9 protein-coding genes and 17 tRNA genes are annotated in these 11,899 nt (G+C 36.3%); all 26 read left to right on the forward strand.

Annotated features, from left to right (window positions below):
* Positions 1-10: 10 nt before the first annotated feature.
* The 26 genes from C683_RS00015 (at position 11) to hpt (ending at position 11,884) form a co-directional block, all read left to right on the forward strand.
* Positions 11-83: transfer RNA gene (locus C683_RS00015), tRNA-Ala, on the forward strand.
* A gap of 23 nt (positions 84-106) precedes the next feature.
* Positions 107-180 (forward strand) — tRNA-Met (locus C683_RS00020).
* Between the two features lie 10 nt (positions 181-190).
* Positions 191-264 (forward strand) — tRNA-Ile (locus C683_RS00025).
* A 5-nt stretch (positions 265-269) separates the two neighbouring features.
* Positions 270-359, forward strand: a tRNA-Ser gene (locus C683_RS00030).
* A gap of 18 nt (positions 360-377) precedes the next feature.
* Positions 378-451: transfer RNA gene (locus C683_RS00035), tRNA-Met, on the forward strand.
* A gap of 4 nt (positions 452-455) precedes the next feature.
* Positions 456-528: transfer RNA gene (locus C683_RS00040), tRNA-Asp, on the forward strand.
* A 10-nt stretch (positions 529-538) separates the two neighbouring features.
* Positions 539-609: transfer RNA gene (locus C683_RS00045), tRNA-Gly, on the forward strand.
* 10 nt (positions 610-619) lie between these two features.
* Positions 620-693: transfer RNA gene (locus C683_RS00050), tRNA-Ile, on the forward strand.
* 21 nt (positions 694-714) lie between these two features.
* A tRNA-Glu gene (locus C683_RS00055) sits at positions 715-786 on the forward strand.
* 7 nt (positions 787-793) lie between these two features.
* Positions 794-883 (forward strand) — tRNA-Ser (locus C683_RS00060).
* Between the two features lie 19 nt (positions 884-902).
* A tRNA-Met gene (locus tag C683_RS00065) sits at positions 903-976 on the forward strand.
* A gap of 4 nt (positions 977-980) precedes the next feature.
* Positions 981-1,053, forward strand: a tRNA-Asp gene (locus C683_RS00070).
* Positions 1,054-1,057: 4 nt separating this feature from the next.
* Positions 1,058-1,130 (forward strand) — tRNA-Phe (locus C683_RS00075).
* A gap of 10 nt (positions 1,131-1,140) precedes the next feature.
* A tRNA-Gly gene (locus tag C683_RS00080) sits at positions 1,141-1,211 on the forward strand.
* A gap of 11 nt (positions 1,212-1,222) precedes the next feature.
* Positions 1,223-1,296: transfer RNA gene (locus C683_RS00085), tRNA-Ile, on the forward strand.
* 11 nt (positions 1,297-1,307) lie between these two features.
* Positions 1,308-1,395 (forward strand) — tRNA-Ser (locus C683_RS00090).
* A gap of 8 nt (positions 1,396-1,403) precedes the next feature.
* Positions 1,404-1,475, forward strand: a tRNA-Glu gene (locus C683_RS00095).
* 166 nt (positions 1,476-1,641) lie between these two features.
* A complete protein-coding gene (locus C683_RS00100) occupies positions 1,642-3,108 on the forward strand; it encodes a L,D-transpeptidase family protein (protein WP_009488032.1) in 1,467 nt (488 codons plus the stop codon).
* A 90-nt stretch (positions 3,109-3,198) separates the two neighbouring features.
* A complete protein-coding gene (pth, locus tag C683_RS00105) occupies positions 3,199-3,780 on the forward strand; it encodes an aminoacyl-tRNA hydrolase (protein ID WP_009488033.1) in 582 nt (193 codons plus the stop codon).
* On the forward strand, positions 3,777-7,244 hold the full coding sequence (mfd, locus tag C683_RS00110) for a transcription-repair coupling factor (protein ID WP_009488034.1): 3,468 nt from the start codon (positions 3,777-3,779) through the stop codon (positions 7,242-7,244). The genes pth and mfd overlap by 4 nt, the downstream gene beginning before the upstream one ends.
* The gene (locus tag C683_RS00115; protein WP_009488035.1) at positions 7,222-8,754 is read left to right on the forward strand and encodes an oligosaccharide flippase family protein; all 1,533 of its coding nucleotides are present in this window, start codon (positions 7,222-7,224) and stop codon (positions 8,752-8,754) included. Before mfd ends, C683_RS00115 begins: the two co-directional genes overlap by 23 nt.
* A complete protein-coding gene (locus tag C683_RS00120) occupies positions 8,755-9,045 on the forward strand; it encodes an RNA-binding S4 domain-containing protein (RefSeq protein WP_009488036.1) in 291 nt (96 codons plus the stop codon).
* Positions 9,046-9,080: 35 nt separating this feature from the next.
* Entirely contained in the window at positions 9,081-9,515 is a 435-nt protein-coding gene (locus C683_RS06310) for an FtsB family cell division protein (protein ID WP_009488037.1), read from the forward strand.
* Between the two features lie 41 nt (positions 9,516-9,556).
* Positions 9,557-9,979 (forward strand): S1 domain-containing RNA-binding protein, encoded by a 423-nt coding sequence (locus C683_RS00130; RefSeq protein WP_009488038.1) that lies wholly within the window; start codon positions 9,557-9,559, stop codon positions 9,977-9,979.
* A 47-nt stretch (positions 9,980-10,026) separates the two neighbouring features.
* Complete coding sequence (tilS, locus tag C683_RS00135) at positions 10,027-11,325, forward strand: tRNA lysidine(34) synthetase TilS (RefSeq protein WP_009488039.1); 1,299 nt, start codon at positions 10,027-10,029, stop codon at positions 11,323-11,325.
* 16 nt (positions 11,326-11,341) lie between these two features.
* Positions 11,342-11,884, forward strand: coding sequence for a hypoxanthine phosphoribosyltransferase (hpt, locus tag C683_RS00140; protein ID WP_009488040.1), 543 nt, complete (start codon positions 11,342-11,344; stop codon positions 11,882-11,884).
* The last annotated feature ends 15 nt before the right edge of the window (positions 11,885-11,899 follow it).

An 11,899-nucleotide genomic window follows, 5' to 3' on the forward strand; every position in this document is an offset into this window, starting at 1 on the left:
GAAGACTTATGGGGCCTTAGCTCAGCTGGGAGAGCGCCTGCTTTGCACGCAGGAGGTCAGGAGTTCGATCCTCCTAGGCTCCATTTTATTATTTTTATAATAAAATCGCGGTGTAGCTCAGCTGGCTAGAGCGTTCGGTTCATACCCGAGAGGTCGGGGGTTCGATTCCCTCCGCCGCGATTGTTGACTCGGACCTTTAGCTCAGTTGGTTAGAGCTGACGGCTCATAACCGTCCGGTCGTAGGTTCGAGTCCTACAAGGTCCATTTATGGAGGATTACCCAAGTCCGGCTGAAGGGAACGGTCTTGAAAACCGTCAGGTGTGTAAAAGCACGCAAGGGTTCGAATCCCTTATCCTCCTTATAACGCATATTAATATCGCGGGATGGAGCAGTCTGGTAGCTCGTCGGGCTCATAACCCGAAGGTCGTAGGTTCAAATCCTGCTCCCGCAATTAAGGTTCCGTGGTGTAGGGGTTAACATGCCTGCCTGTCACGCAGGAGATCGCGGGTTCAAATCCCGTCGGGACCGTTATTTTTATGCGGGTGTAGTTTAGTGGTAAAACTATAGCCTTCCAAGCTATTGTCGCGAGTTCGATTCTCGTCACCCGCTTTTTAAAGAAGGGCCTATAGCTCAGCTGGTTAGAGCGCACGCCTGATAAGCGTGAGGTCGGTGGTTCGAGTCCACTTAGGCCCATTACATGTTAAACATGACGTTGGCCCGTTGGTCAAGCGGTTAAGACACCGCCCTTTCACGGCGGTAACACGGGTTCGAATCCCGTACGGGTCATGTTTATGGAGGATTACCCAAGTCCGGCTGAAGGGAACGGTCTTGAAAACCGTCAGGTGTGTAAAAGCACGCAAGGGTTCGAATCCCTTATCCTCCTTATAAGGACATATTAATATCGCGGGATGGAGCAGTCTGGTAGCTCGTCGGGCTCATAACCCGAAGGTCGTAGGTTCAAATCCTGCTCCCGCAATTAAGGTTCCGTGGTGTAGGGGTTAACATGCCTGCCTGTCACGCAGGAGATCGCGGGTTCAAATCCCGTCGGGACCGTTATGGCGCGGTAGCTCAGTTGGTAGAGCAACGGATTGAAGCTCCGTGTGTCGGCAGTTCGACTCTGTCTCGCGCCATCTTATACATGCGGGTGTAGTTTAGTGGTAAAACTATAGCCTTCCAAGCTATTGTCGCGAGTTCGATTCTCGTCACCCGCTTTTTGAAAAAAGGGCCTATAGCTCAGCTGGTTAGAGCGCACGCCTGATAAGCGTGAGGTCGGTGGTTCGAGTCCACTTAGGCCCATTGACTTGACTGGGGAAGTACTCAAGTGGCTGAAGAGGCGCCCCTGCTAAGGGTGTAGGCCGGGAGACTGGCGCGAGGGTTCAAATCCCTCCTTCTCCGTTCCATATGGCCCGTTGGTCAAGCGGTTAAGACACCGCCCTTTCACGGCGGTAACACGGGTTCGAATCCCGTACGGGTCATCGTTGATCGTTCCAGTTTGGGACGGTCTTTTTTTTATTATCTAAAAAAGTTCGCAAAGTCTTGCGCAACGATAGGGATTATGTCAATATAAAGAATATAAAGATTTTAGATGTGAGTTTATAAAGGAAAATAAGAATCAATAAATTGATTTTAGAGGGTTATAAAATGAAAGAAAATAAAAAGCCAAAGTTAAATAAAAAGCCAATGGATAAAAAGAAGCTTACATTTGTTGTGATTTTTATTTTAATTGTTTTATTAGGTGGAGGATACTGTGTAAAGGCAGTACAGTATAATACACATTATTTCCCAAATACAAGCTTTAATGGAATCGATATTGGAAATAAAACATATAAAGAAGCAATTGAAAAAATAGATCAAAAAACAGAAAATTATACATTGACTTTGCAAATTGACGGTAAAGATTGGAAGAAAGTGAACATTAATGAAATTAATAATAAAGGAGAATGTGAATCTTTCTTAAAACAAAATTTACAAAGTCAAGATATTTTCAATTGGCCAAAAGCATATCGTCATAAAACAAAACTGACATTACCTGATGCGATTGTATCCAATCGTTTAAAAGATAAATTGTCAGAAATTAAGCAAGATATTGTTAATTACAATGTAGATAAAAAATCAGCAACGGATGCCAAAATTCGTTTAGAAGATGGAGAAGTAAAAGTAATTGCTGGAAAACTGGGAACAAAGATTCAGGTTAATAAGGCGATGGATGCAATTCAAAAAGCTTTATACGATCATAAATCTACGTTGAATTTAGATGATTACTTTGTTCAACCTCATGTCACAGGTTCAAGTGATTCTATTGAAGAAATTAAAGAAAAAATTGAAAAAATTCAAAATGAAAAAGTGGAATACATTTTAAATGGAAAAACCGTCGAAATTCCAAACTCTGAAATTAAAAAATGGGTTATTTTAGATGATAATGGACAAGTAGATTTAGATTATGATCAAGTTCATGCTTATGTAACGGAGTTAGCGAAAAAAGATACTCCGACTGGAAAGAATTATAAGTTTAAATCAACAGAAAGTGGTACAGTAAACGTTCCTTTTGATACATATACATGGACAATTAGTCCAGATCAAGAAACTCCAGCATTGATTGCGGATATTTTAAAAGGGAAAGATGTCAAACGTGTACCAATTACGAATGGAGCAGCTAGTCCAAAAGGAAAAATTATTGGCAACTCTTATGTAGAAGTCGATTTAAATAAACAAAAAATGTTTATCTACATAAAAGGGAAAAAAGTAATTGAAACAAATATTGTTTCTGGTGAACCAAAATCACCAACAACTATTGGTGTATTCTATGTATGGAATAAAGAACGTAATGCAATTTTACGTGGTCCAGGATATGCAAGTCCAGTAGCTTATTGGATGCCAATCGATTGGACAGGTATTGGTATTCATGATGCTAATTGGCAACCAGCTTTTGGTGGAAAACTATGGGAACAAGGGTATGGATCTCACGGTTGTGTAAATACTCCACCGGATGTGATGGCTCAAGTTTTTGAAACGGTACCTGTGGGAACACCGGTATTAGTTTTCAAAGGAAATGAAACACCAAAACAACAAGCAAAAGATGCAGAAAAAGCTGCGAAAGGCTTACAATAGAGACAGAGAAAGAAAAAGAAGAGGTTCCTCTTCTTTTTCTTTTTTTTACTATGCTATAATGAAGTGATAATTAAAGAGGAGGAACTTTTTATGAAGTTAATCGTCGGATTAGGAAATATTGGAACAGAATATGAAGGGACAAGACATAACATTGGATTTATGGTCTTGGATGAATTAGCGAAGAAAAAAGGAATTTCTTTCCATTCTGATCGAGCATTTAAAGGAGAAATTGCTAGTTTTTCTGAACAAGGAGAGAAAATTTTACTTTTAAAACCAAGTACTTATATGAATTTATCTGGGGAATCTGTTCGTGCGGTGGTTGATTTTTATAAAATCCCATTAGAAGATATTATGATTGTTCATGATGATTTAGATTTACCTTGTGGTTCTTTACGTTTTCGTGCTTCAGGAAGTGCTGGTGGACATAATGGCTTAAAGAGTATTTTCCAAAACTGCGGCACACAAAAATTTTTACGTTTAAAAATTGGTATTGGTCGTCCACATCCTGGAAAAACAGTGGTCTACCATGTACTACATCCGTTTTCTAAAGAGGAACGAATGGAAATTGAATTTGCGATTCAAAATGGAGTAGAAGCATTACTTTATTGGATTGAGACTTCTGATTTTTCAATGGTCATGAATCGCTTTAATCAAAAGAAGGGAAAAGCATGAGTATTACAAGTTGGCTAGAAACAAAAGCACCATTTTCAAGTTTGCAAGAGGAATTGGCAGAGAAAAAACGAATTTTATTATTAGGGATGGCACCGAGTTTAGAAGGTTGGCATCTTTTTTCACTTGCCAAAAAAGAAAGACGAATGATAATTATTGTTCCACAAGAGGAACGAGTATACCAATTGAAAAATGAATTAGAAAACTGGGGCTTAGAATCTATTTATACCTTTACTGCAAATGATAGTTATTTGATAAATTTAAATCTAAGTGATTTAGAAAAGACAAGAAGTAATATTGAAGCTTTAAATGCATTAGCAGAAGACAAAGAAGGAATCTTTTTAATCAATAGTACAGCACTGACTCAATATGTGGTGCCAAAAAATGAATGGCAAGAACAACAATTACATTTGGAAGTAGGAAAAGAATATGCTTTTTCTGAATTACTAGAACAATTGGTTCGTTTGCAGTATAAACGAGTGGATGAAGTAACCGATGTAGGAGAGTTTAGTTTACGTGGTGGAATTTTGGATATTTATCCAGTAAATCAAGAAGAAGCTGTGCGTATCGATTTTTTTGCAGAAGAAATTGATAGCATCCGTAGTTTTTCTGTCGAAACACAGCGTTCTTTAGAAGAAAAAGAATACGTACAAATTTCTCCTTTACAACTTTTATGGATGACAAAAGAAGATCGTGAGCATGCAAAAGCACAGCTACAAGCTTTGCATTTACCAAAAGAAGAGTTGTTAGAAAAAGAAGTCTTTTCTTTTTGGGCGGAAGGAGAAGATACTCCTTATGATCGACATTATTTACCATTTTATCGTTCGTGGGGAAAAGTTACGGATTATTTTTCTACAGAAGATATTTTAGTATGGGAAGATCTATCACAAAGTTTTTCCTTGGAAAAAAATAATGAAAAAGAATGGGAACAGTGGCAACAGGAACAATATCATATGGGGTACCTTCCTTATGAAGTGCCAAAACCATATTCATTAAGAGCCTTACGTAAAGCTTGTCCTCATCAAGGAATTTATTATTCTTTCTTACAAAAAGGTTTAGGAAATCTCTCTTTTGATGCGACCTATCCTTTCCATTGTCAACATTTACAACGCTGGTTTGGTCAACTCGATCAATTGAAAAAAGAATTACAAATGTACCAAACTCAACAATGGACGATTCTTTTTACTGCCAAGACAAAAGAAGGAACGCAAAAAATTGCCCAAGTCTTATCAGATATTGATGAAGAAGCGATTTTTGTAGATGATGAGATTTATGAAGGGAAAATGCAAATTGCCTTAGCTCCTTTTGAACATGGATTTTCTTGGGAAGAAGGAAAAGTACTCATTATTACAGAACGAGAACTTTTTGCCAGTGTCAAGCAAAGAGTGGTACGCTCACACAAAGAAAATAATGTTGAACGCTTAAAACAATATACTGATTTAAAAGTAGGTGACTATGTTGTCCATATCAATCATGGGATTGGTCAATATTTAGGATTAGAAACTATTGAGCGAGATGGAATTCATCAAGATTACTTGAAAATTCAATATCAAAATGAAGACCAGCTCTTCATTCCAGTAGATCAATTGAATTGTATTCAAAAATACGTCTCTTTGGAAAATAAAACGCCTAAATTAAATCGTTTAGATAATAAAACTTGGCACAAGACAAAACATAAGGTTGAACGTCAAGTCGAAGATATGGCAGATGAGTTAATTGAATTATATGCTCAACGCCAATTAGAAAAAGGCTTTGCTTTTTCTAAAGATGATGAAGTACAACGCAAATTTGAAGACCAATTTCCGTATGCGGAAACCGAAGATCAATTGCGTAGTACAAGAGAAATTAAAGCAGATATGGAAAAAGAACAACCCATGGATCGTCTTTTAGTTGGAGATGTTGGCTATGGAAAAACAGAAGTAGCTTTACGTGCGGCTTTTAAAGCGATTCGTGACCATAAGCAAGTAGCCTTTCTTGTACCGACAACGATTTTAGCGGAACAACATTATACAACCATTATGAAACGATTGCGTGATTTTCCTTATAAAGTAGGAATCTTGAATCGTTTTAAATCGAAAAAAGAGCAAAAAGAGATTTTAAATGAATTAGCAGAAGGAACGATTGATATCATCGTGGGAACGCACCGATTATTATCTAAAGACGTTATCTTCCATGATTTAGGGTTAATTATTATTGATGAAGAACAACGCTTTGGGGTTCGTCATAAAGAACGATTGAAACAATTGAAAACAAAAGTGGATGTGTTAACGTTAACCGCTACGCCTATTCCAAGAACTCTACATATGTCAATGATGGGGGTACGCGATTTATCTGTATTAGAAACTCCACCGATGAACCGCTATCCAGTACAAACGTATGTTTTAGAATACAACTTAGAAGTAGTGCGCGATGCGATTGAAAGGGAAGTCGCTCGTGGAGGACAAGTCTTCTATTTATTTAATCAAGTAGAAACTATGCCTGAAAAGCTGCAAGAGCTGCAACAATGGATGCCAAACCTTCGTTTTTTATGTGCTCATGGACAAATGCAAGAGCATGAACTAGAAAATGTTCTCTTTGAATTTTTATCTGGGAATGCGGATGTCTTAATTACTACAACGATTATTGAAACAGGAGTAGATATGCCTAATGTGAATACAATTATCGTTGATGGCGCAGAAAAAATGGGACTTTCTCAATTGTATCAATTAAAAGGTCGGGTTGGTCGTAGCTCTCGATTGGCACATGCCTACTTTATGTATCCGCCATTTAAACTTTTAAGTGGTGAAAGTGAAGAGCGATTGAGTGCTTTGCGTGAGTTTACGCAATTAGGAGCTGGTTTTAAAATTGCGATGCGTGATTTATCCATTCGTGGAGCAGGAGATATTTTAGGCTCCAAGCAACATGGATTCATCAATGAAGTCGGATTTGACCTATATAATGAATTATTACAACAAGCAGTCGCAAGAAAACAAGGAAAAGTAGAAGTTCAATATCCAGATACAAAAATTCATTGTGTTTGTGATGCTTATATTCCAAATGACTACATTCAATCTCCGGCTTTAAAAGTAGAAATGTATCGTCGTTTGCGTTGTCTTTCTTCTAAAGAAGAATTGGCTGAAATAACCATGGACTTTATTGATCGCTTTGGTGAATATCCAAAAGCAGTACAGAACTTATTAGATATGGTGGCTTTAAAATGGGAAGCTTCTCATGCCTATGTAGAAAAAATTGAGGAACAAAAAGATCAATGGGTTATCTTTATGAATGAAAAAGCGCCTTTCACTCCGCCACAATATATGCAGGCGATTCCTTCAAAAAATTGGCAAATGAAAAAACAAGGTACTCAACTCTTTTTTGTTTATAAAGAAAAGCAAGGTACTTGGCAAGAACATTGGCAATGTGTCGCTCAATTTTGTCAAAATCTAGGAGAAATGGAAGAAAAATATGTCGCTGCAAAAGATCACTAAAGGAATTAGCTTATTAACCTTAGCGGGAATTATTAGTAAGATTTTGAGTGCCGCTTACCGTATTCCTTTACAAAATATTGTGGGTGATTATGGCTTCTATGTTTATCAGCAAGCCTATCCTATTTATGGCCTTTGCTTGAGTTTAACGTTAAGTGGAGTTCCTCTTTTTATTGCTAAGGAGTTATTACAAACAAAAGAAGAAGAAAGAATAGAAAAACAAGGACAATTACTCTGCTTACTTTTTTTAGTCGGGATAGTTATTTTTCTTTTGCTTTTCTTCTTTGCTCCAATGATGGCTCAAAAGATGGGAAATCGAGCGTTAGCACCACTGATTCAAGTCAATGCGTTACTATTTGTCATTGCTCCTTTCTTATCTTTTGCTCGTGGGAAAAGTCAAAAAGAGTTAACCTTAAATCATTTTGCTTACTCGCAAGTGATTGAACAAAGTGTTCGTGTAACTTTTATTTTAGGGATTACAATGCTGGGAATTTATTGTTTTCCTAAACTTACGATTTATTCTATTGCGACTCTTGCTTTAGGAGGTTCTTTTGTGGGCATGCTTTGTTCAACGCTTTATTTGCAAAAAAGAGAAGGCATTCATTGGCATTTTTCTTGGCCCAAAAAAAGTCTTTTTCAACGCTTTTGGCAACATTGTTTTGTGCTAGCTCTTGGTCTTTCTTTATTGCTGGTCTTGCAAGGAATGGATGCATTGATGGATATTCCTTTATTGCAAAAGGGAGGATGGAGCTTAGAAGAAGCTCAGGTTGCAAAAGGAGTTTATGATCGAGGACAACCTTTATTACAAGTGGGATTAGCGATTTTAACGAGTTTAGTTTCTGGTTTTGCTCCTCAGTTGTTACAAGCACATAAAGAAAAGAAAAAATGCTTGGAAAAACGAAAAACCGTAATTTTAAGAAAAGGCATTTGTTTTTATGGCCTAGGAGCAAGTCTTGGTTTATTTGGATTGATGCCGTTTTTAAATACGATTTTATTTGAAAATAAAATGGGTAGTGTGAGTCTTTCTTTTTTGATGTTTGCTATTTTTTTAATGGCGATGTATCAATATTGGATTGTAGTGGCCCAAAAAGAAGAAAAAGAAGGAAAAATTATTTGGAGTTTATTATGTGCCATTCTAGTTAAAATGATAGGAAACCTTCTTTTGATTCCTAAGTGCCATTTTTTAGGTGTAGTAATAAGCACACTTTGTAGTTTAATTGTGGCCAATTATAGTTTAAAATGGCAGTTAAAAGAAAGAGAACGTTTGCCTTTCCATTTTTACTGGCAACAAGGGATTGCATTAACGATTTTTGGTAGCTTGATGCTCGTATCCTTTTTCTTAGGGTTGAAGATGGAATATTCACGAGGAGAGGCATTGCTTTGGTTTTTCCTATTTTTTGTTTTAGGCGGAGGAAGCTACCTTTGGCTTGTCTTTCAACAAAGAATGTTTTCTTTACGAGATTGGTTACAATTACCATTTGGTAAATATTTTGCAAAAATAGGAGGGAAATAGATGAGAATTGATAAATTTTTAAAAGTTTCAAGAATTATTAAACGTCGACAAGTCGCAAAAGAAGTCGCAGATCAAGGTCGAATTTGGATCAATGAGAAACAAGCAAAATGTTCTACCCCTGTAAAGGTAGGAGATCAAATTACGATTCGTTTTGGACATAAAAAATCAACGTTTGAAGTATTAGAAATTATGGATTCAACGAAGAAAAAAGATGCTTCTGAAATGTATCGTTTAGTATCAGAAGAGAGAATTCCTTTTGATGAAAATGGTACAACGAAAGAAAGCTTATGATATAATAATACTATCATTATAGAAGGGAGGACGAAATGAAAAAAGAAGAACCAAAAAAAGAAAGCTTCTGGAAAAAGAAAAAAGAAGCTTGGATAAAAGAACGTAAAGCGATGACAAAAAAAGAAAGAAAAGAACAAAATATCTTTTTAATTATCGTTTCCTTTTGTCTATTTTTAATTCTCTTATGTAGTTTTGGCTTTGTACAATATGGACTACAACTTCATCATTTAAAAGAAGTCCAATCTTCCGTCGAAAAAGAAGCAACGTCATTATCGAGTGAACGTCGACAATTGCAAATTAAAATCAAAGAATTGAATGATCCAGAGTATGTCGCAAAACTAGCTCGTGCTCGTTATTTCTTATCAAAAGATGGTGAACAGATTTACGTTTTCCCAAAAGATAGTGATAGTGGAGATACTGCTGAAGAAAGTACAAGCTCTTCGGCGGAGCCTGCACAAACAAAAGAATAAAACAAGGAATTTGTGAGTAATCACAGGAAAGGGATTAATTTATGTCAGTGGAAGTAGGAGCAAAATACAAAGGAAAAATTACAGGGATTACAAAATTTGGGGCCTTTGTAGATTTAGGAGAAAAACAAAATGGATTAGTACATATCAGTGAAGTATCTAATGATTATGTAAATGATATTCATGATGTTTTATCTGTTGGAGATGAAGTAACTGTAAAAGTTTTATCTATTTCAGAAGATGGGAAAATTGCTTTATCTATCCGTCGTTGTTTAGAACCTAAAAAAGAAACAACTCCCGCTAAAAAAGATGCGATGAAAAAGAAAGCTCCTATGAATAAACGAAAAAAACAAGTAGATTTTGAAAGTTTAATGAGTGACTTTTTAAAAACAAGTGAAGAAAATCTTTCTTCCTTACGTCGCAATACAGAAGGAAAACGCGGTGGTCGTGGTGGACGCCGTAGTTAAATATAAATGAAAAGAGTTGGGTAACCAGCTCTTTTTTTGGAGGAAAAATGAAATTTTTACTAGCGATTTCTGGAGGAAGTGATTCAATGGCACTGTGGGAATTGTTCGCTCAACTAGCACCGAATTCCTATGGCATCATTCATATTCAACATCACTTAAGAAAAGAAGCAGAACAAGAGGCAAAAATGATTGAAGCTCTTTGTCAAAAACGTGATGTGCCTTTTTATCGTTATGATTGGACTCCTTCAGAAAATAATATAGAGGCAAAAGCACGAGAGTTTCGCTATGCTTGTTTTCAAAAAACGATGCAAGAAGAAGAGTATGATATTTTATGTACCGCTCATCATCAAGATGATCAAATAGAAACAATAATGCAACGAATTTTTCGAGGAACTCATCTTTGGCATTGCACTGGAATCGAAGAATTACGTGAATTTGGTGAGGGTTATTTGTGGCGTCCGTTATTGTCTTTTTCAAAAGAAGAATTGAAAACGTGGCTTGAAAGTCAAAATCAACAGTACTTTGAAGATGAGAGTAATACCGATTTACACTATCAAAGAAATCGAATTCGTCATTATTGGATTCCTCAATTAGAAAAAGAAAATCCACAATGGAAAGAACAAGTGCTACGTTATCAAGAACAATTATCTTTGCAAAATCGTTGGTTGGAAAAAAGTGCAAGAGAGATTGCTAAAAAAAGAGAAATGAAGCCACAAGTTTGGAATTTAGCACAAATAGAAGAAGATGAGTTAACTTTATTTTTATGGTATATTGCAGAAACTTATTTTATTGAACAAGGAAAATTGTGGAACGCACAAGTCGAAAAAGAGCTACAAAAGATGTGCCAAGAACAATCAGGAACGAAACAATATCTTTGGCAAGGAATGTGTTTTACTCGTTCTTATCAACAACTTTCTTTACAAAAAGAAGTTTTAATCCAAGAAAAAGAGCTTACACATCTCCTTTCTTTTGAATCAGTGGTACAATTAGATGCGGAGACTTATCTCTACTATGGATCACAAAAGCCAACGAAGAAAACAGAGGACTGGGAATCACAAGTTTGGGCTTTTCCAGAAGAGATTTTACAGCAACAAAATCTCTCAGTACGTCATCCAAAATCTGGCGATAAAATAAAAATCGGACCAGAGTCCCATCAAAAGTTAACTCGACTATTTATCAATGCCAAGATTCCACAACCACTTCGCCAAAAGCAGTGGGTGATAACAAAGGAAGAAAAGGTGTTGGGTGTTCTAGGATTGAAACGAGGGTATTTGAGTAATTACCAAGAAACTGGTAAAATAAATTACATTATATACTATCAAAAAAATTCAAAGAAGAAGGAATAGTAAGAGAGGAACATATATGTTAGAAAAAGATATTAAATATGTTATTTTTTCACAGGAAGAAATTGCGAAAAGAACTCATGAATTAGGCGAAGAATTAGCAAAAGTATACGAAGGAAATGTACCTTTGTTAATTGGTCTATTAAAAGGTTCTATTCCTTTTATGGCAGATTTAGTAAAATGCATGGATGTACAATTAGAAATGGATTTCATGGATGTTTCTAGCTACATGGGAGGAACAGAATCTACAGGTGAAGTAATCATTAATCGTGATTTGACTGCCGATGTAAAAGGACGCGATGTATTAATCGTAGAGGATATCATCGATAGTGGACGTACATTAAGCTTAGTTGTTGATTTATTAAAAGAGCGTGGCGCAAATAGCGTGAAAATTGTTACTTTATTAGACAAAAAAGAAGGACGCTTAATTGATATTGAAGCAGACTATGTAGGATTCATGTGTCCAAATGAATTCGTTGTTGGTTATGGATTAGATTATGAAGAGAAATATCGTCAAATCCCTTACGTTGGTGTATTAAAAGAAGAAATTTATACCAAATAGGGGAAAACAAAGAGG

This window comes from Catellicoccus marimammalium M35/04/3 (assembly GCF_000313915.1).
Lineage (GTDB): Bacteria > Bacillota > Bacilli > Lactobacillales > Catellicoccaceae > Catellicoccus > Catellicoccus marimammalium.